At 36.1% G+C, this 25,237-nt stretch carries 33 protein-coding genes; 13 read left to right on the top strand and 20 right to left on the bottom strand.

Annotation, left to right across the window (positions count from 1 at the left end):
- Nucleotides 1–11 precede the first annotated feature (11 nt).
- Together B3E00_RS09075 and B3E00_RS09070 are read left to right on the top strand one after the other, a co-directional pair.
- Nucleotides 12–767: a DUF6882 domain-containing protein gene (locus B3E00_RS09075; RefSeq protein ID WP_293938207.1), complete on the top strand. Its 756-nt coding sequence runs from the start codon at nucleotides 12–14 to the stop codon at nucleotides 765–767.
- Between the two features lie 55 nt (nucleotides 768–822).
- Complete coding sequence (locus B3E00_RS09070) at nucleotides 823–1,326, top strand: hypothetical protein (protein ID WP_293938205.1); 504 nt, start codon at nucleotides 823–825, stop codon at nucleotides 1,324–1,326.
- A gap of 16 nt (nucleotides 1,327–1,342) precedes the next feature.
- On the opposite strand, the gene B3E00_RS09065 is transcribed toward B3E00_RS09070, so the two are convergent.
- From B3E00_RS09065 to B3E00_RS09030, 8 genes are all read right to left on the bottom strand, one after another.
- Nucleotides 1,343–2,119, bottom strand: coding sequence for a DUF4241 domain-containing protein (locus tag B3E00_RS09065; protein WP_293938203.1), 777 nt, complete (start codon nucleotides 2,117–2,119; stop codon nucleotides 1,343–1,345).
- Between the two features lie 26 nt (nucleotides 2,120–2,145).
- Nucleotides 2,146–2,703, bottom strand: coding sequence for a hypothetical protein (locus B3E00_RS09060; RefSeq protein WP_293938201.1), 558 nt, complete (start codon nucleotides 2,701–2,703; stop codon nucleotides 2,146–2,148).
- 98 nt (nucleotides 2,704–2,801) lie between these two features.
- Nucleotides 2,802–3,335 (bottom strand): hypothetical protein, encoded by a 534-nt coding sequence (locus tag B3E00_RS09055; protein ID WP_293938199.1) that lies wholly within the window; start codon nucleotides 3,333–3,335, stop codon nucleotides 2,802–2,804.
- Between the two features lie 51 nt (nucleotides 3,336–3,386).
- Complete coding sequence (locus B3E00_RS09050) at nucleotides 3,387–3,932, bottom strand: HAD family hydrolase (RefSeq protein WP_293938197.1); 546 nt, start codon at nucleotides 3,930–3,932, stop codon at nucleotides 3,387–3,389.
- A gap of 35 nt (nucleotides 3,933–3,967) precedes the next feature.
- Nucleotides 3,968–4,645 (bottom strand): SMI1/KNR4 family protein, encoded by a 678-nt coding sequence (locus B3E00_RS09045; protein WP_293938195.1) that lies wholly within the window; start codon nucleotides 4,643–4,645, stop codon nucleotides 3,968–3,970.
- Between the two features lie 174 nt (nucleotides 4,646–4,819).
- Nucleotides 4,820–5,551: an SMI1/KNR4 family protein gene (locus tag B3E00_RS09040; RefSeq protein WP_293938193.1), complete on the bottom strand. Its 732-nt coding sequence runs from the start codon at nucleotides 5,549–5,551 to the stop codon at nucleotides 4,820–4,822.
- Nucleotides 5,552–6,236: 685 nt separating this feature from the next.
- Nucleotides 6,237–6,419, bottom strand: coding sequence for a hypothetical protein (locus B3E00_RS09035; RefSeq protein WP_028069684.1), 183 nt, complete (start codon nucleotides 6,417–6,419; stop codon nucleotides 6,237–6,239).
- Nucleotides 6,409–6,987, bottom strand: a complete 579-nt coding sequence (locus tag B3E00_RS09030) for a zeta toxin family protein (protein WP_293938191.1) — start codon at nucleotides 6,985–6,987, stop codon at nucleotides 6,409–6,411. The genes B3E00_RS09035 and B3E00_RS09030 overlap by 11 nt, the downstream gene beginning before the upstream one ends.
- Nucleotides 6,988–7,282: 295 nt before the next feature.
- On the opposite strand from B3E00_RS09030, the gene B3E00_RS09025 reads away from it, so the two are divergent.
- Entirely contained in the window at nucleotides 7,283–7,495 is a 213-nt protein-coding gene (locus tag B3E00_RS09025; RefSeq protein WP_293938189.1) for a heavy metal-binding domain-containing protein, read from the top strand.
- A gap of 19 nt (nucleotides 7,496–7,514) precedes the next feature.
- On the opposite strand, the gene B3E00_RS09020 is transcribed toward B3E00_RS09025, so the two are convergent.
- The 5 genes from B3E00_RS09020 to B3E00_RS09000 all read right to left on the bottom strand — a co-directional run bounded on the left by B3E00_RS09020 (nucleotide 7,515) and on the right by B3E00_RS09000 (nucleotide 10,680).
- Nucleotides 7,515–7,958, bottom strand: a complete 444-nt coding sequence (locus B3E00_RS09020; protein ID WP_293938187.1) for an SMI1/KNR4 family protein — start codon at nucleotides 7,956–7,958, stop codon at nucleotides 7,515–7,517.
- Between the two features lie 287 nt (nucleotides 7,959–8,245).
- Complete coding sequence (locus B3E00_RS09015; protein WP_293938185.1) at nucleotides 8,246–8,785, bottom strand: hypothetical protein; 540 nt, start codon at nucleotides 8,783–8,785, stop codon at nucleotides 8,246–8,248.
- 180 nt (nucleotides 8,786–8,965) lie between these two features.
- Nucleotides 8,966–9,373, bottom strand: a complete 408-nt coding sequence (locus tag B3E00_RS09010; RefSeq protein WP_293938183.1) for a GNAT family N-acetyltransferase — start codon at nucleotides 9,371–9,373, stop codon at nucleotides 8,966–8,968.
- 84 nt (nucleotides 9,374–9,457) lie between these two features.
- Nucleotides 9,458–9,715, bottom strand: a complete 258-nt coding sequence (locus tag B3E00_RS09005; protein ID WP_293938181.1) for a DUF7660 family protein — start codon at nucleotides 9,713–9,715, stop codon at nucleotides 9,458–9,460.
- 170 nt (nucleotides 9,716–9,885) lie between these two features.
- The gene (locus B3E00_RS09000; RefSeq protein WP_293938176.1) at nucleotides 9,886–10,680 is read right to left on the bottom strand and encodes a hypothetical protein; all 795 of its coding nucleotides are present in this window, start codon (nucleotides 10,678–10,680) and stop codon (nucleotides 9,886–9,888) included.
- A 266-nt stretch (nucleotides 10,681–10,946) separates the two neighbouring features.
- Here B3E00_RS09000 and B3E00_RS08995 point away from each other — a divergent pair, with 266 nt between their 5' ends.
- Nucleotides 10,947–11,414, top strand: a complete 468-nt coding sequence (locus B3E00_RS08995; RefSeq protein WP_293938174.1) for a hypothetical protein — start codon at nucleotides 10,947–10,949, stop codon at nucleotides 11,412–11,414.
- A 764-nt stretch (nucleotides 11,415–12,178) separates the two neighbouring features.
- Here B3E00_RS08995 and B3E00_RS08990 read toward each other — a convergent pair.
- Nucleotides 12,179–12,898 (bottom strand): hypothetical protein, encoded by a 720-nt coding sequence (locus B3E00_RS08990; RefSeq protein WP_293938172.1) that lies wholly within the window; start codon nucleotides 12,896–12,898, stop codon nucleotides 12,179–12,181.
- Between the two features lie 104 nt (nucleotides 12,899–13,002).
- Nucleotides 13,003–13,230: a hypothetical protein gene (locus tag B3E00_RS08985; RefSeq protein WP_145326993.1), complete on the bottom strand. Its 228-nt coding sequence runs from the start codon at nucleotides 13,228–13,230 to the stop codon at nucleotides 13,003–13,005.
- A gap of 142 nt (nucleotides 13,231–13,372) precedes the next feature.
- Here B3E00_RS08985 and B3E00_RS08980 point away from each other — a divergent pair, with 142 nt between their 5' ends.
- Nucleotides 13,373–13,969: an SHOCT domain-containing protein gene (locus B3E00_RS08980; RefSeq protein WP_293938168.1), complete on the top strand. Its 597-nt coding sequence runs from the start codon at nucleotides 13,373–13,375 to the stop codon at nucleotides 13,967–13,969.
- Between the two features lie 56 nt (nucleotides 13,970–14,025).
- Nucleotides 14,026–14,160 (top strand): hypothetical protein, encoded by a 135-nt coding sequence (locus B3E00_RS08975; RefSeq protein WP_262886229.1) that lies wholly within the window; start codon nucleotides 14,026–14,028, stop codon nucleotides 14,158–14,160.
- A 69-nt stretch (nucleotides 14,161–14,229) separates the two neighbouring features.
- Here B3E00_RS08975 and B3E00_RS08970 read toward each other — a convergent pair whose 3' ends face one another.
- The 4 genes from B3E00_RS08970 to B3E00_RS08955 form a co-directional block, all read right to left on the bottom strand.
- The gene (locus B3E00_RS08970; protein WP_293938165.1) at nucleotides 14,230–15,081 is read right to left on the bottom strand and encodes a hypothetical protein; all 852 of its coding nucleotides are present in this window, start codon (nucleotides 15,079–15,081) and stop codon (nucleotides 14,230–14,232) included.
- Nucleotides 15,082–15,158: 77 nt separating this feature from the next.
- Nucleotides 15,159–15,659, bottom strand: coding sequence for a hypothetical protein (locus B3E00_RS08965; protein ID WP_293938163.1), 501 nt, complete (start codon nucleotides 15,657–15,659; stop codon nucleotides 15,159–15,161).
- A 17-nt stretch (nucleotides 15,660–15,676) separates the two neighbouring features.
- Nucleotides 15,677–15,994: a hypothetical protein gene (locus tag B3E00_RS08960; RefSeq protein WP_293879047.1), complete on the bottom strand. Its 318-nt coding sequence runs from the start codon at nucleotides 15,992–15,994 to the stop codon at nucleotides 15,677–15,679.
- A gap of 108 nt (nucleotides 15,995–16,102) precedes the next feature.
- Nucleotides 16,103–17,305 (bottom strand): hypothetical protein, encoded by a 1,203-nt coding sequence (locus tag B3E00_RS08955; RefSeq protein ID WP_293938161.1) that lies wholly within the window; start codon nucleotides 17,303–17,305, stop codon nucleotides 16,103–16,105.
- 117 nt (nucleotides 17,306–17,422) lie between these two features.
- Between B3E00_RS08955 and B3E00_RS08950 the strand changes: the two genes are divergently transcribed.
- The 5 genes from B3E00_RS08950 to B3E00_RS08930 all read left to right on the top strand — a co-directional run bounded on the left by B3E00_RS08950 (nucleotide 17,423) and on the right by B3E00_RS08930 (nucleotide 21,817).
- A complete protein-coding gene (locus B3E00_RS08950) occupies nucleotides 17,423–18,313 on the top strand; it encodes a sce7726 family protein (protein ID WP_293879043.1) in 891 nt (296 codons plus the stop codon).
- A 7-nt stretch (nucleotides 18,314–18,320) separates the two neighbouring features.
- A complete protein-coding gene (locus tag B3E00_RS08945) occupies nucleotides 18,321–19,259 on the top strand; it encodes a sce7725 family protein (RefSeq protein ID WP_293879041.1) in 939 nt (312 codons plus the stop codon).
- A gap of 10 nt (nucleotides 19,260–19,269) precedes the next feature.
- Nucleotides 19,270–20,334: an RES family NAD+ phosphorylase gene (locus B3E00_RS08940; protein WP_293938159.1), complete on the top strand. Its 1,065-nt coding sequence runs from the start codon at nucleotides 19,270–19,272 to the stop codon at nucleotides 20,332–20,334.
- Between the two features lie 147 nt (nucleotides 20,335–20,481).
- Nucleotides 20,482–21,012, top strand: a complete 531-nt coding sequence (locus B3E00_RS08935; protein ID WP_293938157.1) for a DUF6705 family protein — start codon at nucleotides 20,482–20,484, stop codon at nucleotides 21,010–21,012.
- A gap of 337 nt (nucleotides 21,013–21,349) precedes the next feature.
- Complete coding sequence (locus B3E00_RS08930; RefSeq protein WP_293938155.1) at nucleotides 21,350–21,817, top strand: hypothetical protein; 468 nt, start codon at nucleotides 21,350–21,352, stop codon at nucleotides 21,815–21,817.
- 645 nt (nucleotides 21,818–22,462) lie between these two features.
- Here the strand turns inward: B3E00_RS08930 and B3E00_RS08925 are convergent.
- Nucleotides 22,463–22,825, bottom strand: a complete 363-nt coding sequence (locus tag B3E00_RS08925; RefSeq protein ID WP_293879033.1) for a hypothetical protein — start codon at nucleotides 22,823–22,825, stop codon at nucleotides 22,463–22,465.
- 178 nt (nucleotides 22,826–23,003) lie between these two features.
- Between B3E00_RS08925 and B3E00_RS08920 the strand changes: the two genes are divergently transcribed.
- Both B3E00_RS08920 and B3E00_RS08915 read left to right on the top strand, forming a co-directional pair.
- The gene (locus tag B3E00_RS08920) at nucleotides 23,004–23,633 is read left to right on the top strand and encodes a hypothetical protein (protein ID WP_293938154.1); all 630 of its coding nucleotides are present in this window, start codon (nucleotides 23,004–23,006) and stop codon (nucleotides 23,631–23,633) included.
- Nucleotides 23,634–24,285: 652 nt separating this feature from the next.
- Nucleotides 24,286–25,158, top strand: a complete 873-nt coding sequence (locus B3E00_RS08915; RefSeq protein WP_293938153.1) for a restriction endonuclease — start codon at nucleotides 24,286–24,288, stop codon at nucleotides 25,156–25,158.
- Nucleotides 25,159–25,237 lie beyond the last annotated feature (79 nt).

Genomic DNA, 25,237 nt, shown 5'->3' with positions numbered 1-25,237 from the left:
GATACACAACGTTGAAAATAGATTACGAACAGTTTGCCGGTAAAAAATGTCGGGAACTTATGCAGATCCAGGAGAGGTTTATGGAGCAGTTGAGTATCGGCAGCTATCAGCATTGGTATTATGATGCAGAACTTGCACTCTTGCGGTTATACAATGACGATACAGATCAACTGTATCTAAAATATATCCCCATTGGTACCTTTTCGCTTACATCAGAAACTTGGATGTGGAGTTGGTTCAATGATCACAGTTTTGAACCCAATAAGGACAGAACATCTGTTGTTAGGGAACTTGGCATTGAAAACGATTACCCGAAATTGACAGCAGGCACTTTCTCGGCCGATGAATATGATTGTTGGGAGTTTGCTGCGATATCATTTGCCATTTTGGAGGGGATAGGAGTTTATAGAGCTCCCACCGAAAAACTTCAAAGCTATCTTCTAATTACCGCTGTTTTGGAAGAAGATTCGCGGGAAGTTATCCATTTTAACCAGGCAAAAGTTGAATGCAAAATCCATGGGCGGTCAAGGCCAGCGTTTGTTTGTCGGCATCTTAACGTGGAGCATCCGAAAGGTTTTGAGGAGGCTTTTGAAACATATAAGGGGATGGAACTTAGTGAAGATGACGATTTTCAAGCATGGTGTGATGAATGTGAAAAGGTCAGGATCAGAAATAACGGTTGGAACGAATACGCTGAAGAGTTTGCAAAGATCAAACTGGTCTGTGAATATTGCTACTTTGAACTAAAATCCTTTAATTGTCTTTAAACAGACGATTATTTTCTTGAGCTTAACTCTCTAGCATTGCAAAATTATTAGATGTATGAATAAGCTTTTAATTATTTCTATTCTGCTTTGTTTGTCTTGCGCGAGACAATTTCGAGATACAGATGAGATCGTATTGTCTGTTTTATCCAAAAACGTTGTAGGGAAGACATTCAGGTTTAATCTGAGTGATAAGAAGGATTACCTGAATGAAGTCGATGTAGCCTATCTAGGTGAGATAGAGACGAAAGCCAAGGAAAAATACTACATAGTAACTTGGGGTAGGGTATGGGGCCCGAATAAACATACTTCAGGTTCAATTCTGTTATATGATAATAAAAAACAATACTTTGGGAATTATGTTTTGGGAGCATCAAGTGATCTACCTATAAAGTTAGACAAGAATGAACTGTTCTTTTATAACACAACTAAAAATGAATGTGACCGATCGTTAATCACCAAAATTGATTTTTCTGAGATTCCTAAGAATATCTTCATAAAATGCAGTGGTGAATTAGGGGACGTTTACGAGCTTAATTTAGATTCCTTAGAAAAGAAATAAAACGCTCAATCTTTCGCTACTCTGCAACATTCCGCCACAGTACAATATTAAAATCAGTCAATAGTTGACAAATTTTACCTGAACTATCTCTTCCGATGTAAGTAGCATAAAAACCATCTCCAAACCCCGTGGAGAAAAAGGCGGCATTTTGATTCTGAAAGCTGTAATTTAAATAATGCTCGAATTTTTCGGAAAACATATTGTTCCAATTTTCATCCAGCAGCGTATCCAGACTATTCTTTGCTGCTTGATCAACGAAAAGACCTAGTCCTGCATCTACTCCGTAGCCATAGATTTCTTTGGATTTAAGGGGGATTGGAGTCTGTTTAGGTAATAAGGCAAACTCCCATTTTCGGATGGGCTCATCTGAGAATTTTACCCGTGAAAATGCGACCCTTCGATCCTTATTGGCGTTGATGTTTGCCATTGCCAATTCGACCGGAAACTCACCAAGAGAGAAATTTTCGCTAAAAGCTATTGCATCTCCTAGGGTAACGGGATCAGTTGCGATAATCTGCCCTGATGATACCTTTAGATTTCCTACAGCTATCTTGTCAAAAGTTATTTCTGTGCCGAATTGCAATACTTTTGTATCGGCAAAGAAACTTCCCTCAAATATCTGTGGGAATGCAAGAGATGTATCCCGAACGGTTATTTTCGGTATGGTATCTGTGAAGTCAAATTTGGCTGTCGGTACAACGATGTCGTTACTATTACTTGGAACTTTGTTTGTCGAAGTACATGAAAATAGCACCAGGGCCATTAAACATATTGCTATTATTCTTTTGTGCATTGAACGTATAATTATCTTTGTCTAATTCATGACTCTACAGGATGACCTATCTCCTTAAAAGACTGTCTAAGCATTTCATATGTGCTACTATCGGCTTTAACCTGATTGGAACTAATTAGCGCCATTGCTTCACAACTTAAACAGATATTCAAAACAGATACAATTTCGCCAGAGCTTTTGTAGAACACAATAGCATCCCTGTAAATGGGGGCACATATCCAATTGTTGACGTTAGTTGTTTTTTTAAGTAAAATATTCTTTAGTAGACTGATTGTCTCATTACCATGCTGGAAAGTATTGGTTCTTTGACCGGAAAAATGAAATCGACCTGTACTATCAATTAAGTACTGTGTTAAACCTAATGGCGCGTCAAGTTCGCTCAGTCGAATTTCTTCGGTGTCGGTCAGATTATTGCTTTTCTCCTTTCTTACTTTTAAAGTATGTCGTTCCGGTTTTAGAATTTGGATCACTGCATTGTATTCCTCTCCGCGCTGGAGGGAATATGTTTCGATGTAGTCAAATGGCAAGCCTTTTATATAATCAGCAGAGTTTACTGAATTGCCTTTTACGCTATCTTTGGACATGTATTAATTCAAGTCTATAGTTATCTGCTAGACACTCTAGCGTAACAAAATTGTACCATATATCATGACTTTTTCTAAAATGAATCAAATTATCGCAGTCATGAGTTGTCATCGGGATTGTACTTCTTATAATGTATACCCAATGCAACTCCAAATCCAACAAGTGAGCACCATATCGTGATGATATTTTCACGCCCATTTAATGCTGCGAATTTAAATGTTGGATGGGCGTGCATATAATCTGCTATCGGCCATACTGGTAAAGACAATACGAATATAACCACCATTGACAGCCAGAACTTTGGAAAAGTCAAGTTTATATTTGTAATAAGTGCAAATAGTATGGCAGCTAAAGCGGAACCAATATACATCGCATGCATTCCCATTGGAGAAAGAATAAATACACTGATGCCAATCGTGATGATAAAGATAACAATACTCAAAAACCAATGTAGGAGCATGCCTATCAATTTCTTGGGAAAACTGATCCTATCAAAATTGCTTAATGATACGGCTAATGATATTAATGTCGGAATAAGGATAAATGACCAATCCCATTTTATGAAAACTGAAGAAATAAAGCCCGCCAAAATGCAGCAGAGTGAAGTCGTGGTTATTCTAATAATTTGCATTTTCCTGTCTTTAGATTTTAGTTCATGAACCCCGATCGTTATTATAATCATCTATGTCGGCAAATCTTGATTCCTCCAATATCTTTTGTCGATTTGTCTGACATTCCGTACATTCTTTAATTGTTTTAGGTAAGAAGCCAATAGGAGTAACTCATCATCGCTGGCGTTCCCTGTAAATTCAGCTATTTGGATTGCATTGCCATAGTTCAGCATTGATTTTTCAGCGGTGTCGTCTATTATAAGCGTTCTTTCCAATAAGAAGCCTTTGCGTTTTACTTTGGATAACCTTTTTACGTAATAATATTCATCAGTCACACTGATCCGTTTTTTTGTTGTGCGAGATCTTCCCCATATAAATTCAAAATCGACAGCGTCTGGTTTTATTTTATCAACGAGCTCATGCACGTAAGCATCATCCGCAGAGCTCCAAATGGCCAGTTTAAAATCTCCAGCCATTTCTGATAAAAAATAGGCTAAATTTGGACGGACATATACATAATAAGGCCCTACAACAAAGTCTTCCAGCTGTTCCAGCTTATCTTTTGTAGCGTACAGCAATGTTTCGTCCAAATCCAATACCAAAAGAGTTTCCTTCATATTATTTATACCGGTTCATTTCCGGTGTTCTGACTTTAATATCCAAATTCTTCAAAGTTCGCCCGGCCCATTGCTATCCAGCTTTCCCAATATGATTGACCCGTAGACCCAGCACCGTTTGGGTCGATAGTATAAAAGTCAGTGATCACTTCAAAATTTTTTCTTGTATTAGTTTCGTTTAAAAAATGGGTTAAGCATGCCAACATCTTGTTGAATGACGAAAAGATAATTTCGCTCAGTCCGTCGAGATCACCATCATATTCATGGTCGTAGACTCTGATCGGATAATCATTTGTTTCGACCGAGCCTCTCGTATCAAATACCAGTGGTCCTGCATCATTACCTTCATTCGCAAACGGAATCAGGCCAAGTGGGATGAGTTGTTCAGGTAGGTACCAATCCAGATTAGCTGTTATTTCAGCTAACGGTTGAGAAGGCAAAGAGTGAGGTAGTCTGACGATTGAACAATCACAGTCGGCAAAGAAATAGCGCTTATGCCATTCAATAAAGCTAACGGGTAACGAAGTGCCAAATTCTGCAGCCACTTTTTTGTAATCATCATTACTTAATGATCCAGGAATAAGCTTCCATTCGTACCAGCCATCTTCGTTTACCTTGGATGCCATCATTTCCTTTGGAACATCTTCTGTGTAAACAGAACTTACATCTCTGGTCAGATATGCATTAAAAAATTGTTCGATATTGTCGGTCATTTGCAGTCAGTTTTATCACTTTAATTATCTAATTTTAAATCACCATCACTGAATGATAGGGGGGAGGTGTATCCACATTTCACAGCACGTCCATTTTGAAATCCCGGTTTACAGGGACTGGATTTTCTAATTAATCCAATTATGTATTTTATTAAAGGTGTTATTCTGTTATCATTATCGTCCAAATAATTTTGATAAAAATCCTTTTTTAATTGGCTTCTCAATTCCCCACATTAATTCCGTTTCGTGTCGTTTTGCTTTGTCAATGTTCGGCCCGAATTTTCCCCACGCAAATCCGCTCTGAATTTGTTTGTTTCTCAAGTCTGCAATTACAAAATTGTCAGGAAGCGATTGTGCAAAGTTTTTCAATGTTGTGTCGTTAGATTGTCTTGCGTTTTCAAGTTCAATAAATCCATTTCCTTTGCTCCAAATATCGATAACCACTTTTTCGTGAATAATATCAAGGTTTGACTTATTCCCATTTTTTCCAAAATCGTCGATGTGTTCTATAAACTGAGTTAAGTTGTCCGAATGTTTTACGATTACAGCTGGGGCGTGGCACATATAAAACACGCTTCCCCAACTTCCACTGTTGTCAACATCTAAAATCCAAAAATTTCCGAATCCGTCTCCCGCAAGTTGAACTGAATTAGGAAAAAACTCTTCAAATCCAAATTGACCTACTCCGTCAAATGTGATTTCTTCAAGTCCAAAAAATTCAAAGCCGCTAGCAAATTTTAGTAATTCTCTTATCTCTGGCGGAATTTGTCCTGTCGGCAGTCGTTTGGCTAATTCGTCAATCTGTTGGTTGGTCAAACCTTCTTTTAGTTCTACTTTATATTCGTCGCCATCTTCTGAAATATATTGTTCTGTCAAAATGGATGTCAGTTTTTCTGTCGGTGTCATAAATGCAATTGTGTTTTCTTGATGTGTCGTGTTATGCTTGTAGGTAATTGGCGCGGCGACTTGTCGTAGCTGTATCGAAGATACGAAAGTGGAGCTGTTTTGCCAAGTCACTTGTTATAATTTAGTGGATGCGCCATTAAATGAGGAATCTGAAGCTATCGGAATTTTTATGGAGATACCACTAGATATTGACAAGGAATTGAGATTTTTTGAAGTTGAGAAAGCCTTGAATACAATTGCTTATTGACTTATGATCACGTGCAAAAGTATATAGCCCTGATACAACGTGGGGAATTAAAGTGGATAAAGGACGATATTCGATGAAAAAGGATAGAAAGTTCGAATGTGACGTGTGTGGTCAAAAGTTACCCCAAATTACGAAGCATGGTGGTGCATTGAAAACTTTATCGATTTACCACAGGGACGGAATAGCGCTTTAGATTTCGGGGTACATGCAGGCGAAGTCAAAGTCCGACTGGAATTTTTGCCAAGGAATAGATGGTCTATCTAAAAGCAGTGAAGCATGAAGCCACTCGGTATGATATATCAGAGATTTATATGCAGTGGTAAGGCTATTTTAATCAAGAGACAGAAGAGAAACTCCAGATAATAAATATACGCGTTAAGGAATTAAAGATTTTTTGGCGTATAGCCGGGGGCCTAGTTAAATAGTTTACAGAAGAAACTATTTTGGTAAATTCATAAGTAGTTCCTTTGCAGGTACTTCTTGTATTTTTCCGTCAACTTTTACCACCAAACTCTCACCCTTTGCTGCACTTTCTTCGGCTAGTTTTCGTAAAGCCTTTTGCACTCCTAAACGAATTCGTTCAGCAAGATTAATATTTTCAATATTTACCTTATCGTTCATTATAGTATTTCGATTTTAGTGTTGACCAAATTTCGCTATTTGAAACGAATTCTCCAAATTTATCACCCTGAGCAATAATTTCGGGGATTAGATCCATGTTATCAAAAACCAGCCATCGATCACATATCGGAATATAAATGTTAAACAGGTTTTCTAAACCACGATTATATCGTCTTTCTATCACATCAGATGGAATATTGTGTCCCCCGTTTTCTACTCTTTTTTTCACACGTTGAATGGCCAGTGAAGGCGAGTCGAGCCAAAAATAGAGTACAGTGACTAAATAGCCCATTTTTTGAGCATCGGTTACTAAATTTTTATAGCTTCGAGTGGAGAGCGTTGTTTCAAATGCAAAATCAGCTTTATTCTTCATCAATTCCGCTATACGCTCCAACATAATTCGTCCAGCTGATACAGCTACGCTTTGCGGGTTGAAAGGAGAAATACCTGCTGCTATGTTGTCGGCATTTACAAATTCCCTGCAATCTAATATCTCCGGTAACACGGTGTAACTAGCGGTTGTTTTTCCTGCTCCGTTGCAGCCAGAGATAATGTAGATATTTGGCATATGCTGTTTTTTTGTTAAAATAGGGAAAATTGACCAAATTTTAATTTCTTATTTAAAATTGGTTATTTCAGTAGCGGTAGTTTACTCACTTCAAAAGCGGAAGGAGCACAAAGTTCGAGTAGGCTTTTTTTAACAGCTCTACGGTTTCCCGTAACTAATCCCGCTTTCAAACCCATACCTTAGCCTAACGATTTGTAATAATCTTGAAAGTTAATATTGTAAACCTATTAATGCAGCATGAATAATGTGTATTAGGCTTGGGTATTAACCTTGCCCGATTGAAAAGTAGCATGCCATGATAGTAACCACGACCAATTCCAGCCTTCCAATAGCAGCCAATGTAGTCATCGGCACCACTGTCTTTAGCGATATAGGAGCGAGCTATGTTGATTTCTTTGGTGGCCACTCTACCACCTATGAGAAGCAGATGCAGGAGATGTACAAGCGTGTTACCGAAACGCTCAAGCAGCGTGCACAGGCAATTCGTGCTTGCTATTATTGGGTTTAGTGTCGATATCGACGGAATTTTAGGATGTAATACCCAACTCTCGATGCCACTGATATAATCCTCCGGGGTCGAAGACATTCCCTTTTAAAAAACGCTGCAAAAACTCTGTGAGGGACGACGTCAATGCAATTTTAGGGTGCGTTGCATTAAATATTTCATATCGGCAATCTCTTAAATACCTTAATCCCCATATATCTGAATTAATCATATATTCTGAAAAATAAAACCAATTATTCCCATAGTTGTCTGAGTACTCCATTATTCCATCAAGTGGTATAATATTGAAAATATCTTCATTACAACCGAAACCATTACATAAGAGATAAAATCTTCTAAACTCATCGGGCAAAGGAAATCCAATTTTTTGCTCAAAGGTATCAATCTCCGAGAGCATTGCTCCAGGATAGATGTCAATTCCATCTTTCTCGTGCTTTTGTTTTATAGCTGTAATTAATTGTCTCATTGCTATTATGTGGTAAAACTGGCGGGGTATAACATCATCTTAAGATAAAGTTATTAAATATATTCGTCCATAAGTAAACGCAGTAGGAGTAAATGTAGTTCTGATAAAGTTAATACCTCCGTTCCAATTTCTCGAAACCTTCGGTGGAACCATAACAAGCATATCAAACTCTTTCGTTTAAATTTTCCATTGTACTCGTACAAAGTAACACTTTAAATTTATTGTCAGCGGCTTTGAATGTTAACAAGTCTCCCTGATTAATATCTGTTATTTTTAGCATAGGATGTTTAATCAATAATTTTAAAGTTCAGTTTGTTATTCCCTATTAAAAGGAGTAGTTCTTCGTTCGTTATACTTCCATCAATTTTTTTCGGTAGTACAACGCCAACCGGATGTCCAAAATTTAAGTATTCGGTGCTGTACATGTTTCCTGTCGAATCAATCAATCGTTCTGAGTCAGACCATTCGTACCCAATGAAATCAACTTGGTCTACTAATTCTTCAATCGTTTCCAATTCAATAATATCTTTGGGATATTTTAAGTCAATTATTATCGAAGGAAACAAGGGAGGATTAAATTTGTCCTTGCTTTTCCAGTTTTTCAAGTATTTGGAAATGATTTGCTCAAGTTTGTTGAAATTGAAATTGTCATATATACTCCACATATCGTTAAACAACTCCCTATCTATGTCCTTTATGGGTTGAATGGAGCTTAAATGTAATTCTGCGTCCCTCAATCCCCTTATTGGATTTTTAAAAACATCAAAGGGAATCTTCCTTGTAATTGAATTATTTATATCGTCAATTTCTACCCACCAATAATCCACACGTTTAAGTTTTTTTAATCTCTTATATTCGGCTAGTTTGCCCGAAAAAAAATAGTAAATGCAATTCCTTTTAATTTGTGAAGTAGAATTTAACAAGGAATCACTATATGATATTTGTAATGTTTGTATCATGCCATTATTACTGACAATATTTGCTCGAACTTTGTGATTTTTTCCATTTTAATGATCACCGCCAGAATAGATCCACATAGGCTCTGTTTGACCAGCTCGTTCAAAACCATTCTTTTTATAAAAGTCTATGGCTTTACCGTCAGCAGTAAGCATCTGCATATGAAAATCCTTATAAATTTCTTGCATTTTATCCATAATCAAATGACCAACCCCTTTGCCTTGATAGGAGGGTAGCACTAGTAGATGCGGATAATAAACCACGAGATACCCATCGGAAATTGCATTTCCGAGACCTACTAATGTTGTACCATCCCATGCCGTAACTAAAGAATGCGAATTTAAGAGTGCTTTAATCAGTAGTTCTGGTTTATCGGCTGCACTCCATTTATTGGCTTGATAAAGTTGTAGTATATCGTTTGCGTTTAAATCTCTATTGGCACTAAGCTGTATGTTCATATATTATTCTGCAGTTTTTGTTGGTATATCTAGCAAATGTTCTTCGCTAGTAAATATGCGGACGATTGAAAGAAATGCTTACTATTACTCGTAAACTTTCGCTCCTTTGAAAATATCAGCAAACGTTGACCACGCAGCTTTTTCAGCATCTACATTTGCGTCTGTATTATCATAATACCCTTGGATATCTTCTGCGTATGAGGCCAAAGCCTCCAGAAAGTCGGGTAAAGTTTTGTTTTCCCAAGTTTCAGGATTTTGGAGCAGATTCTTATGCAGAAGATCAAGAAATTTAATGAAGCTTTGTCTGTCTGTGACTTTTAATTCGTACAATTGATTATCCATGTGTTTTTACATAATTGATTATAACACTTTTACTAGTTTAATAAATAAATGTCCTTTATTATCAATTACTCGTAAATGTTAGTTGCAATATTTCGCAATAATAGCGGGTAATGGTGAGGGAGCTTACGGCAAGCGAATTAAGTCACCACCGTTATATGCTGTGCTTCCTGTCATTCTGTAGTCGGTAATAGTTTGTCAGCTAAATATTGTTTCCATTTTTTTCCAATAAACTCGCAATTTCCGCTTTTGATTTGAGCATTAGGAAAGTCTGCAAGAATTGCTGTTAAGCCGTTCCAAACATCTTTCAATTCATTGTCCTTGTTTTCAAAATTTAAACTAAATTTTCCGTTTTCTGCTTTTATATGCTTGAGAAAAATACCTTCTTGTGTCGAGCTAATTCTATCCGCAAGTTGTATATAGTAACCTTGATAGTCTGGATAAGGAACTTGCTCTGGTTGTCTTTCTTCACCTGAATAATAACGGAACAAAATGTCGTGTCCGTATTTGCTTAATTTTTCTTTCCAAAACAAAGGTCTCGGAACTTCAGAAAGGTCAGCGGTCAGATACACTTCTTTTTCACTTGTCCAAGGCTTAAATGTTGTTTTTATTAGCTCTTGTTCTTCAATGACAAGGCTGTTTGTAACAAGGCGAAAAGTCGCAGGTGTAGCGAACTCTAAGCAAATTCCATTTTCAACTTCTCGTGCTTCAATATATTCAATGTAGTTGCCGTCACCAACATTTGTTACATCTATGTCAAAAGTCCATTCGTAAATTTTTGATGGAATGATTTTGAAAGGCAAAATGTGTCTTTCTGAATTTGCCTTATAATTTGCTTTCACATTATAACCAACAATAATTTCAAGCGGATTTTCTTTTATTGCCAAAACGTGTCCGTCTTCAAAATAGAAGTTGTCGGACAACCATTTGTCAAGGTCATTGAATGTATGTATGGTAGTTTTTAGCATTGTTATATTATGGAGCGGCGACTTAGCGAAGTAACGTAGCCGTATCGAAGATACGAAAGTGGAGCTGTTTAACCAAGTCGCTTATGGTAAGCTGTCCGCGTAGCGACGGCTTACGTCAATTCCAATCTTAATATAGACTAAGGTTTCCCATAATGCTATTATCGGGCTATGATAGGCTTACTACATCCAATTGGATATTAAAAATGAGAAACCCTATAAATCTATATCGTTTACAATAATACTAATATTATTAGTATTATTGTGGAATGAAACCACTAGAAATCTTTTGCCGAAATCGGGTAATGTACGCTCAAATTACCGTGCATGATAAAAGCATGGGCATGAAAGATTATCATCTTTACAACAAAAATGGTCTTGCTTTTTATGTTTTCAGGAAATCTCAGGGAGAGTGGCAATTGGCATTCGGTGTACTCGCCGATGACATCAAGGAAGCGTGCATTGACGCCCTTATATTTCGCTTTGATACGGAAGTGCCTGAGTTGTTTTATCATCATGGAAAACGCCAGGTAGTGGAAGTTCGGGCCAAGAAAAACAGCCTTTGGCATATTTATCTCAATAATGCTTATGTAGGAAGTATTCAATATTACACCTTCACTAAACAGTTCAATTACCACCTTGAAGACAATTGCTTATTGACCGATGATCAGGTGCAAAAATATATAGCCATGATCCAAGGCGGGGGACTAAAGTGGATAAAGGACGATATTCGATGAAAAAAGATATAAAAGGAAAAAAAAACCTTGAGTCTGGGAGGATCCCAAGGCTTCCTAATTACTACCTATTTTGAAAAGTACTATTAATACAATATCGAGTCCTGTTTGGTTTTTAAAAAAAATATTTCTAGCTGTTGAGCACGGAGTACTAGCTGTCAAAAAGTTTTCTGTTACTGGATTTCTAACTATAGATGGTCTATGCACCGAAAAATATTTTACATTGACAGATCAGGTTTGGATGATCATGGAAGAACTTTTTGATAAAAGACGGTTATCATTATCGAAGAGTGGGTTGATCTGGAGTGTTCTCGAAACTGATAATAATATTTAATGAAATGAAATAGCATTTCGGAATTGAATTATTATTAGGATGGAATTTTTGAACAACATTTTCTAAGAAATTAACAACAATTATCTCAACTAATCTCACGATCTTTACAGTAGATGAATGCCCAAAGCCGGTTAACATCTAGCCCAAGCGGACATCTAGCCAACATGGCCTCCCTCGACGGTTAACGAGGGAGGCCTTTTTGTTTATTTATTGTCTTATTAAAACGGTTGAGTAAATCGGCTACGGTTTCCCGTAACCAATCCTGCTTTCAAACCAATACCTTAGCCTTACAGTTTGTAATAATCTTGAAAGTTAATAGCTGTAAACATATTAATTCAGCATAAATAATGTATATTAGGCTTGGGTATTGACCTTGCCTGATTGAAAAGTATAACGCCATGATAGAACGTCGTACCTTGTTTAATATCTATTGTTAGTCTTTCGAATATTTTGGCATAGGCCAATTATATTCCAATCCTTCCAACGATATTGTTTTAAGTGTTTTCTGGTCTACTTTAAATTTTCTTTGAATCTCGGCCTTGAACTTTTTTGCCAGTTGATGCTGATAACTATCATTCTTCTCTGCGTTGCTAAAGCTCGTCAATGGATACTTTCTTTCGGCCTCTTGCATCGACCTGTCCTCTGCCTGGATAATCTCCTTAAATATCTCTTTTCGAATTTCAAGTGTAAGTGATTTGCGATAGGATGGTGCATTTTCCGGAGGAGGAATTTTAAAATGCTGTGCAGCTACGGTAGGTTCATCATCGTTTTTAGCCTTTGAAAGCCTTGCGACCCATTGTCCCATACCACTTTGACTGTGCTCTTCCGTTTGAAATAGAAATAGACTGACTGCATTTGGGCTTGCATCACTATTCTTTATAGAATCATAAAGATGGAGTAGAAGCTGTTTATTGTTTTCATCATTTAATCCATCGTCACCCTTTAATACGATGTCGGCTCTATATAAGGTTTTTGTCGGTGTTCTAGAAATGGTTGGTGGTGATACTGTGTATCCGCTTAGTTTAGTGGGGGCCGCTATACTTATTTCATCATTAGTTGTGTCTGTCAACTCAGTAGACTCAGTTGTTTCTGAATTTAGACAGCTAGCAAAAAGTATTGTTGCACTCAGGGATGTGAATAAAAATCTTTTCATCGTAGTATTCTTTAATATGTGCTTTGGTTAAATTTCCTGTTTGCGATTTTAAACAAGCTAAGATTTCCTGTACTCTAAGCTATTTAAAGTTTAAATGAACTGTTTTAATAGGGGTGTTTTCCACCAAGCCATCTCATAAGTCCATCTCCGCCAAAAAGAAAAAATACAATTAAACCACCTATGATGATAAACATTAGCAAACATCCAAAAGTATTGGCTTCTAGTTTACTTCTTTCGTCGTCCGTCATATTTGCCACTCGACGGTAATGATCTTCCCTTAATTTGCGACGACCATATTTCGTATTCGGATTATAAGGTTTTCTTTGCGCCATGTTGTTGCAGTTGGTTCTAAGATTAAATAGAATCTACTAGCAAATCTCAGCCTTTCTTTTACTTTCTCCTTACGGGTTCCCGTATAATTTCATTTTAAACAAGCTTTAGTTTTGCTTCAAGTTATTATAAAGAACATAGACAATGGAAATATTTTTAGGATGGATTATCTTTTCGTTAGCAGTGGGAGCTATTGGTGTTAATAGAAATATAGGTTTTGCCGGAGCATTCTTTCTTTCATTATTCCTATCTCCGGTTATTGGACTCATTTTTACGCTGGTGTCTAAATCAGACGAGCAACTCAGATTTGAAACGGAATTGCTTTCACATGCAAAAAAGCAAACCGATGGCATCTTAAACGTTGGTCATAAATCATTTACAGATGAGTTATTTAAACTTAAGACATTGTTGGACTCCGGTCTGATTAGCAGAGAGGAGTTCGAGTCGGAAAAAGAGAATTTAAGACGAAATGCCCCTATTAAGAAAACGGTACTTGCCTTATATTGCTCGCAGACTCCAAGTATGTCAGGAACACTTATGGTAAGGGTGGGGGATATAGGAGGTTTCGTTACTTTACCTTGGAGTAAGAATGATGCAATAGATTTCAATGTACAGACAGATGACGTGAAAGTGGTGATTAGTCCTAAATCAGTATTCGCAAGCGAAAAGACCGTATATCTTAAAACTATCAAAGATGAAGCTGCTTATTACGATATTTTTGAAGTCTATAGCAGGTCATAGACTATTAGAAATATGCGGCTATTAATAAACATACTTTATAAATAAATTTCAAAATTATGGCACTAAAACCAGGACCAAAAAGAATTGCCGAATCGACAGGCAAACCAGACAGACGCCAAAGAGACAACAAAGAAACTCCAGGCAATACGCCTTCTTTACCTCCTCCAAAAAGACAACAAGGGAAGAAGTAGTATTTTTTCATAATACACAATGCAAAGTTATTTGCATTGTGTATTTAAATATTGTAAGGATCTTAACCCCTACTGAAATGAAAGCTCTATTAATCGTTGATGAGAGGTGTATGGATCTTCGGAGAAATGTTTTGTTATATCCAAAAATACTTCTCGATCGGCAATGGAGAATAAGAGCATTTCGGTAAAAAAAAGTTGGTCGCATTTCTCCTTTTGTCCAACCCAAAGTCTTTTTGCTATCTCTTTAATGAGGCAATTGAGTGTTTGGTATGCTCGTTCTTTACTGATATATAACTCGCTGTCTATTTTGCTAATATACTTTTTGTTGCTTAGCGATGTTTTATCTGGAGCAACATATTTATGCACATATTTTAGTCGGATAAGTGTATCCATATTGAAAGCGGACATTTTGGAATTGCGGCCTTCTGGGATTGGAAAAAATTTATGACCCGCATTTTGAGAGAGCAATATCCAATTTAGGGAGTAAGCAACACGAGAATCATAAATAATGCATTCTTCGGGGAACATATATGCGGCAACTTTTGAGATACTCGCAATACGGTCAAATTTGGCTACTCGATTTTTGAGAAATTCCTGTATTAATAGTTTGGTACTTTCTTCATTTGCGACTTTAATTCCACCCCATTCTTTAATAATCCACATTGTCAACTTTTCAAACAATATGGTGTCATTGGTATGAGCATCAATTAAATGCGGGCGCAAGATAGCTTTTAGTGTTATTTCTTTTTCATAGAAACTTTTACTATTTAGTTCATCTACCATTTCTTGCGTCAGTATTTGCAGAGGAATTAGTGCTGTTAGATTTGCATTCCAGTTGTAAAGTTCATTTAAATGGCCACACAGAGGCTTTAAATAATTAACAATCTTATCGATATCAAAATTGGTCATGTTATGCTGCATATAACGTTAATATTTTAGTAGATTTCGAAAATAAAGTATTGACAGATATTCATGTTACGGAATACCGTAAAGCGACATTATTCTATTTCTTCATCAGGCTGTACTTCATCTTCAATATCTATTTCTTGTTCTTCATTAAGGTCTTCAGATATCGAGCTATCCGTGAACTGGCAATTTTTACCTAAAATAGTTACATTATACTCATAGCCTTTATCGCTTGTAAACGAACAGGTGCCACTAGAAATGTCTTTCGATATAAAATGAGACTCGTCCAGCCAACCACCATTTGGCCAATGTATAATAACTAAGTTGTCACTTTCCACCTCAATATTTAAGGTATATGTACTATTAGTTCCTGTATTTGGATTATAGTATTCTACGGATGCACAGTACATTCCGTCCTTGTATTCATATCCGTCATCATCTTTCTCGTCCTCGAGGATGTTCTGCTGTTCAGACTTTTCATAAAAAGAATTTGGGTTATCGTCGTTAGAGTCGACGTAGTATCTTTTATTTACGTCCGATTTACAGGATATAAATAAATATATACATATGATGAGAATAGCCCTAATAGTCATAGATCTTGTTTGCCCAATCAATTACACATGCTTCTGTCAACATAAGTCTTGTTGCCATTGGAGTTAATATAATAACAGCCTCCACGAGGGCCACGGATGTAATTTCTCGAAGAAGAACTACTTTTAGATTTATTTGTTTTGCGCGGCGAAGGGGAGGAGCTCGTACTTTTAAATTGATTGATATTTGATGATGTAGATTTGTCTTTTACATATTCCCAGGTTCCGTCGCTTTTTAATAATACCGTTTTTCCATCCGTCGTTGTTGCATATTTGTTTTGCGCACTTAGAGATAACGTCAGGATTGATAATATAGCGAATAGTATTTTTTTCATCATGTTGGTATATTAAACTGAGCTAAATGCTTCAATAGGTTTATAATGAGGACTTATAAGATTAAAATAGTAAATAGCAATTATCTAAAACAATATTAATCCTACGAGTTCCTAAAGCATTGAATTTAATTTATCGTTGTCCCACTCAAAGAAGAAATCGCTACCATTAATTTCAACTTTCATCAAAAATGAATTAATGTCTAATCTAAACGGAATATTACAATAACCACTATACTCAGTGTTTGGGAATATTGTGTTCATCTTTATATAGCCATTTTGAATAGACGTAAGCCGATCAACCTGTTTTGCTTTCAAACTTTCTAAGTTTTGGCGGGCGTATTGAGCGGCTATATAAGCGTTGCCACCATTAAATACTGTCGAATTTGATTTTGTATTTATGGAACCTGTCATGGACGTAGAACTAGTTCCAGCGTACATATTATTTCCGAAAAATCCATAATTAAGAGAGCGACCATTTGCAGTTACATATGTGTTCGAGTTGGAAGATATAAAAGAATAACCAGCTGCAACAGCTGCGAGCCCCTCAGATAGCCCATTCCAAAACATCTCACTCTTTTGGATTTTCTTGACCATTGAAAGGTATTTTTTATAGTCAAAAATTGGAGCAGTAAAGAATTTGGATTTCACTTCATATTGAGCATATATTTTGGATGGATCTAACAATATATCTTTCTTGTTGTAATTTTGTACAAAAATCTGTGGCTGAAAAAATTTCCCATAGTTTTCTTCAATGGCCAATTTAATCGCGATAATCATTCCTTTGTATGCATACCGTAGTACGGGGGAGCCTTCATTGTAGAAGATGTAAAATTCTCTCGAAGGTGTTTTACCAATGAATGCATCAACATCTAAAAACTCTGTTGATTGTGAACTATCGATCTTTAAATGAGGAAGGTTGAATTTCTTAATCGTTGCGCTTTGGACAGCAAAGGCATCGTTAACATTATCTATTTTTTCAAATTCAAGTGAAAAATTTAATTTTTCACCAGAATCGTTGAATAAATGTTTCTTTTCATCCAACGGGAGATTGTAGCTATTCAATAATTTTTTTGCCTTTCCGTTGGAAATAAGTTGTATATCCTCAGATCCATTTAATTCCAGAGATGTAATGCTTGTGTATGAAAAATGAATGACAGTACTATAATCGTATTGATCAATTTGTTCGATGATCAATTCGGGATAATTGCTATTGTCGTAGTCTATCTTATTATATTGTGCTTTCGTAGAAAAATAGCTTGATAAGCTAATCCCTAACAATAGCATGCTTCTTAAACATACTTTTCCGAAATTCATTTTTTTCTAAGGTTAATATTAAAAACAAAGGTAGCGAAAAATCCTCTTTGCTTCTTCAAATAATAAATCAGCACATATCATTTTCGTTAAGTCGCGATAAGTTTTTAAATTTGCTATATGCAATCCGATCTCACATACGACAAAGCGAACTTGCGAGAATTGGCTTCTTTGGTGTCTCATGCGTCATTCAAGAAGCTTTCAAGCAGTACCAATCAGTCTTCTTATATCAGGAAGATGAAAAAGTATGTAGGTTGGAATGAGATGGTTGAAAATAAACCCAACCAATTAGGCGATTTAATCGCACATTCTTATCAGATCCTTGAACAAAATTATAGGCACGAATATATCTACAAGAATAAGTTGCTCAATGAGTATGTCTTGAAAAACTATTCCTTAGATGACACAATTCTACTCAATGAGTTTCGTGTTGGTCAGTCCATTGCAGATACGGTGCTTGTCAACGGAACGAATAAGGTTTTTGAAATAAAGACCGAGCTGGATTCCCCCGAACGCTTAGTAAGTCAGTTGAACGATTATTACCGAGCTTTTACCGAGGTTTATCTATTTACGCACGTTTCCTTGCTAAACAAATATCTTCGGGTACTTCCTGCTTACGTAGGCGTATTGATCTATACAGAAGAGGGAGAGGTTTCTGAATATCGTGCTGCTGTCAAATACACAGCTTGTCTTGATGCCAGCTATATGATGTCGTCCTTGCGAAAACCTGAATATAGCCGGCTTATAAAAGAACTTGTAGGGTTTTTACCTGACGTAACACCAGTATTTTATTATCGAGCATGTCTGGAAATATTAACGGAGCTGCCAGTAGAAGAAGTCCAAGCAATGTATTGCCATATCTTAAAAAGTCGTATTGATCCACAAACCAATTTATACTTGACTCTTGGCGATGTACCTTCATTCGTTAACTTCTCTTTTTATCAGGCGAAATACAATAAAAAGTCGTATCTTACTTTGATTAATAATCTAAGTAAGAACCTATTATTATAAAGCGCTTATGTATTTCCCGTATCTCCGAGGTAAGCAATTTGAGTTAATTGCATTACGTGAACTTGTAGGGCTTCCATTAAACCCAGAGAAGATCATTCCTATTATTGAACCTGTAAAGAAGAATACCTCTTCGCTAAGGACAGCACTTAAAGCTTTAAGCGGGGCTAATATCCGTGTACAGTTGGTGGTAAATACTGAGCATGGAGAATTAAAAGGTGATAGTGAATCCATTTTTAATTTAATTGAAGAACTAAAAGATCTAGGTGTCACATCCATTATACCGACCTATTTAATTAAGACTGATCGTGATAGCTTTTTTGCGCAAGAAAGCATTAGGCAAAGAGGCTTTTCAGATAGTGGTTATGCATTGGTTCATCTTAATAAAACAAATGATATTCAATCTTTAAGCGATTTTACAAAGGATACAGCCTGCCTTTATAATACCATTCATATAAACAATCTTTTTGGTCTTAAGCGGAAGTATGATAACAGAGCGTTATTGAGTGATAATTTCAATAAACTTACAAAGAATACGGATTACATTGGGATAAGAGAAGAAGTATTTTCAACTGATTACCTTTACTATCCGGATGAGGGATGCATTGCTTTTGCAGATTACCAATCCATTGGAAGCGCTTATAGTGAGGGCGGAGGTCCTGCTTATGCTGTCGCCATACATCTAACCTTTAAATTGGATGGAGACGAGGATATCCGTATTGCACACTTTGTTTCTAAATCAAATGATGATGCATCCGATCCGGCAAGGAAATATTTTGAAGCCTTGGAGGATTTAATACAATTTGTTGATGAAAAGAGAATCCCTGAAACAATAGCAATAAGAGAGTTTCGTAGACATTATCGGCAGCAATCTTTTTCGGGCCTCGGCGTTGTCAAAAAGCTCTCCATCATGCATCACATCGAATTAATCCAAGGGCTAATCTCCTAATCTCAAAGCTATGAATTGTTGTGTAAACTGTTTCGCAGACCAAGGGGTGCGGGATAGGATAGAAGCGGAATCAAATGGAAAGGGACTTTGTGATTTTTGTGAAAGTAAAGATGTCTTTTTGATAGCCTGCGAGGAACTATCTGATGTCTTTGATGCACTATTTGAACTTTATATCAATCATCCAACGGCTGTATTATCCCTCAAAGATGACAGGTCGGTTGCAATGCATGAACATTTAATATGTTATTGGCCAAAGTTGTTCGATAGCAACAAACTAAAACCCAAAGATGTAAAACAGTTGCTTAACCAGATTGGCCGGGGCTGGGTCGGATTCAAGGAATCATTATTTGAGGAACCAGTAGAGTTGCAGATCTATCTTAATGGTGAAGCGACGGACGATTCCCATCGGATGCAATGGGAGAAATTTGCATCCGAGATAAAAGAGGAGAACCGTTTTTTTATTGCTAATACCTTAGATTTTGAGTTGCTGGAGTCTACCTTTAGCAGATTTGCAAAAACCTATCCTGTTGGAACGCATTTTTACAGAGCGCGGATCAGCGAGCGCCCACTTGAAGTCTATGAGCTGGGTAAACCGCCCAAGCTGTATACAACACCAGGCAGGGCCAATCCAGTTGGTATACCGTATCTATATATTTCTGAAAGTGAAGAGACGACCTTTTATGAAACACGGGTTTCTTTGCACGAGTCCATTAGTATCGGACGTTTTACGTTAAAGGCTCCATTGCAGGTCATTTCCTTAAAAAATATTGAAGATTACGGACCATTTGAAATTCAGGATCGTGGATTTGATATTGAGGAGTTTATGTTGGTCCGATCTTATTTGCTAAAACTCGAAGAAGAGCTGTCAAAACCCGTTCGGAAGCAAGATGTAAACCTTGATTACTTGCCTACCCAATATCTTTGTGAGTATATTAAGTCATTAGGGTTTCATGCGGTAGAATATCGAAGCGCAATGAAGGCCGGAGGCTATAACTTGGCAGTTTTTAATGATACTGACTTAGTTTGTATGGAAGTGAAACATTATCATGTGAAAGGCTTGAAATATAATTGGTAACATGCTTATGTTCAATTTTTTAAACTAGATTTTTATGTGTACGGTTTCCCGTAAATAGTCCTTCTTTCAAACCAATACTTTAGACTTACAGTTTGTAATCATAGCTATAATATCCCATCCATGTTAAATTCAATAAAAATGGTAAAGATGAAAAAAGCAGCAATTCTATTTATGATGTTTTTAATCACAGGATGTATTTTCTCTCAATCTAAGGATAATAGAAATGAATCAGGTAGACACCTTAAGCCAGCTGGATTAAATAAATTTTATGGTACCTGGAAGTATGAGGGGCAGGATGAAGTGTTTACTATAGTTTTAGTAAAAGAAGAGTATTTTAACAAAAAAAATGGTGATAAGTTAGATTTCGCAGTTGGTTACCATTCTTATAAAAAGGATGGTGCGTTGATCGATGGTTATGACGTTGGTGGTAAGAATACCATAACTACCGGATCTTTTGATAAAAAAATAGATAATGAAAATGTATTATCTTTTCGATTTAGGGAAACTAAAAATCGTGTTAATGCCCGAGGAACATTAACTTATGTCAAAGGAAATCCTGATAAACTAGTTTTAAAATTTATATTAGCGGAAGGTTGGGGAATGATAAGTATAGATGGGAAAGGTGGTCAATATAAACTTCACGTTCCGAATAATATTGAATTGAAAAGAGTGAAATAGAAAAAAATGTACAGTGCGTGATAGATATTTGCGCAATTTCAGAGTAACACATTAGCTTAAAAGCTTCTCTCTGTGAATTAGAGGGAAGCTTTTTTATTTAAGTATTCGCTTTATTGTCTCAGTAAAACTGCTAACTAAATCAGTATGGTTTCCCGTGACGAGTCCTACTTTCAAACACATATCCTATCCTAACAATGTGTAATAATCTTGAAGTTAATAGCTGTAAGCCTATCAATTCAGCATACCAATTCCAACATTCCAAATGCATATAAAAAATGAGAAACCCAAATATCTTTACCATATACAATATTACTAATATTATTAGTAATTTTGTAAAATGAAACCACTAGAAATCTTTTGCCGAAATCGGGTAATGCACGCTCAAATTACCGTGCATGATAAAAGCATGGGCATGAAAGATTATCATGTCTATAACAAAAATGGCCTTGCTTTTTATGTTTTCAGGAAATTTCAGGGCGTGTGGCAATTGGCATACGGTGTACTTGCCGATGACATCAGGGAAGCGTGCATTGACGCCCTTATACTTCGCTTTGATACGGATGTGCCTGAGCTGTTTTATCACCATGGAAAACGCCAGGTAGTGGAAGTTCGGGCCAAGGAATACAGCCTTTGGCATATTTATCTCAATAATGCTTATGTAGGAAGTATTCAATATTATAGCTTCACTAAGCAGTTCAATTACCACCTTGATGACAATTGCTTATTGACCGATGATCACGTGCAAAAGTATATTGCCATGATCCAGCGCGGGGAATTAAAGTGGATAAAGGATGATATTCAATGAAAAAGAATATAAAAACAATAAAAAAACCTTGAGTCTGGGAGGATCTCAAGGTTTACCAATTACTACCTAAATTACTACCTATTTTTGAAAAGTACTATTAATACAATATCGAATCCTGTTTGGTTTTAAAAAAAATTATTCCTTGGTGTTGAGAATGAAGTATTAGCTGTCTAGAAGGTTTTTGTTACTGGATTTTTAACGATAGATGATCTAAGCACTAAAAAAATATTTCACATTGACGGACCAGGTTTGGATGATTTGGAGTACTCGTCAGGCTAACAATAATATTCGATGAAGTGAAATAGCATTATAAAATCAATTTTTTATCAGTTGGCAAGTTTTGAACAACAATCTGAATGAAATGAACAACTATTATCTCCAAATAATTTACGATCTTTACACTAGATGAATGCCCAAAGCCAGTTAACATCTAGCTCAAGCGGACATTTAGCCAAAATTGCCTCCCTTAACGGTTATAAGGGAGGCTTTTTTTTAATTTTTACCTTCTTAAAATTGTTGAATAAATTAAGCATGCCAACATTACTCCTTTGGTCAAATATGCAATTACTGGTTGGAAATTTCATATTTTCTTCAAAGGAGTTCCCTATATGATCTAATTCTTCGCTATACAAAATACCTTACGTACTATTTCCAGTAACCGTTAAGGTATTTGTCAATCTGATTTCTGTTGCTTAAATCGATTAATTGCAAGCTATTCCAGTCCGCTAAAACCATTTCGTATTCTTCTCCTAAGCTATATAGTGCGTCTTTAATCAATTTGAAATGTTCCCGTGAAATTTCCGTTCGAGAAGCTGTCGCGTTGATCGAAAGCCAAATATGTTTTACAAATTCTTCTTCCGTATCAAAAAATACAGTGAAGTTTGAGAAACCAAAAGCTTTAGTGGATGTTGTTTCGCAGTTGGCTATTTTATAGCCGACATAGTTAATGCTTTCTGCTTTTTCAAATTTATAATTTGTTAATAGTTGACTCAGCGGTGTTCCTATCAATATTGAATTTGAAGACTTACCATTTTGGTAAATCTACCAAACAGGTAAATCTACCAAACAGGTAAGTCTACCTTATCATTTAAACATTACTTTAATTGTGACTACCTAAATGATCTAAACCGTCAAGATATTGATGAAAAAAAAATTAAATTTGTGTAAACTATTAAAATTAAGAGTTATGTCCGAACATGGTGATATTATATGGCAAGTACATACTTTAAGAGGTCTTGGGCCGATCAAATTTTCCATGTCGCGTTCGCAGGTCGATCGATTTAGTGCAGACATTGGCTCAATTCAGGCTGAAAGAAGTGATACAGTTGAAAGTCAACAAGCTGGACTGGAGGATCTTTATAAAGTTTTTCCCGATCTTTTTAATGACGAAGATTTTAAAACAGTTTCAGAAGCAATCGTAGAGTTTGGTCCTGCAATGGATGACAGGGTTGTGGAATTCAGGACAAACGGTTTATCTTTTGAATATACATCTGGCCGACTTACAGAAATCTTCGTTGATGAAAACTGTAAAAAGCTAACTTTTATGAATATTCCGGTTTTTCTGGAGGATCCTGTTACCATAATAAAGAAATTAAGCCGCAGTTTGAAGGAGCAGCCGCTCATATACGAACAGGAAGTGATATTTCCGGAACATAAAATCTATTTATTCTCATTTGTAGAGGAGATAGGTAGCTCCGGTCAATATCAGGCCGGACCGTCCTGTCATAGAAGTATGAGCTGGCGAGACAGTGTCAGGCCAAATTCTGTCGAACTATCGGAATACCATCTCCTGGATTTGGATAGATTAGTTCCATAAGGAACGTATTATTCTAAATAATATCATATTGTAAAATTTTGCTGTAGGCTATCATGGTATTTGAAATGGATTCGTAAAAAATAAGAATATTTTGGCAGAATACTGACTCTTAATTGCCGTGCTAAAACTTTTTGAAAGAAACTTTATGACGGGCCTTAGATATATTATGAAGAATAAGTTCTGGAATAAAATTATGGTTAACGGCTTGTCAGATTAATATGAGCTAGAAGATTGAGCCGCAATACCTATTTATATGCTGATACACGGCTTGTCAGTGCTATTTTAATCCCCCATGCAACGCTAAATGGTTTATATTTTGTATTGTTAAAAGACCTATTTTATCCCAAAAAGTTTATTAACGAATGATTCAACAGGTATTAAAATATGAATTCTTATTTAACTGGACGGAATTGGATAATGTCGAAACCTATAAACGATTTATTGAATTTGCCAAAGTTAGGATGAGTAAAGAATCATTTGATTTTATAGCTGACTTAGAATTGGCAATATACAATAGTTGGATTAATAGAAATCGGAAATAAAAATATGATTTAGCTATTGGACTGAACAAACTGCATAGGTTTCAATGTCGATTTAATTCAATTACATGAATTTCACATTTTATATAATCAATGAAACTTAAAAACTAGCTATGTCTAAGACATCCAAAATAAACTGGAAGGACTATGAAGCCATTACTAAATACGTATATGAGTCGCTCGGTGCGCAATATGGCATCAAGATCTTAGGTTACGGTAATGCGTGTAAGTTGAAAGGGAAGTCTGGTGTCATGCATCAGATTGATGTCTTGACTGAGCAATTAGATGGTACGAAAAGCATGCGCACTGCGATTGAATGTAAATACTGCAAAGAGAAAGCTAATAAGGATATTGTAATGAAACTATCTGAAACTATGCTTGACTTGGGTATAGAAAAGGGAATAATTGTATGCAAATCAGGATTTACCAAAGACACCGTAATGTATGCTGAACACAAAGGCATAAAGCTAGTTAAGCTCTGGGAAGTCGGAGAGAGTCATGTGGATTACAAAAAGGAAATAGAATTTGGAACTCTGGATATTCGTCTAAACATTACACGCACTCGTGCTAATATAACCAGTATAACCTTTGTAGATAAAACTATTCATTTTGATCCTTTGAAAGGTGCGGCCTATTTATTTAATCTTCGTGATGCTTGTGGAAGAGAAGTTAACTTAAAACCGTATCTGCTAAAATTTGCTTCTGAGGTTACCAAAAGGAGAGAGGTTCTAAAGAATATTACACTTGATTATTCAACGGATAGAAAATTATTTCTGGATGTTGAAAACGGAGTACTAGTCATCGAAAAGTTTTCTGTTACCGGATTTTTGACTATAGATGATCTAAGCACAAAAAAATATTTTACATTGACGGATCAGGTATGGATGATCATGGAAGAACTTTTTGATAAAAGACGACTATCATTATCGAAGAGTGGGTTGATCTGGAGTGTTCGTGAGACAGATAATAATATTTTGGTGAAGTGAAATAGCCTTTTGGAATTAAATTATTATTAGGATACAATTTTTGAACAACATTTTTTAAGAAATGAACAGGGAGTGTAAA

The sequence above is a fragment of the Sphingobacterium sp. UBA5996 genome, assembly GCF_002429765.1.
Lineage (GTDB): Bacteria > Bacteroidota > Bacteroidia > Sphingobacteriales > Sphingobacteriaceae > Sphingobacterium.
The sequence above is the reverse complement of the archived record's forward strand: the minus strand, read 5'-3'. Positions and strand labels throughout refer to the sequence as shown.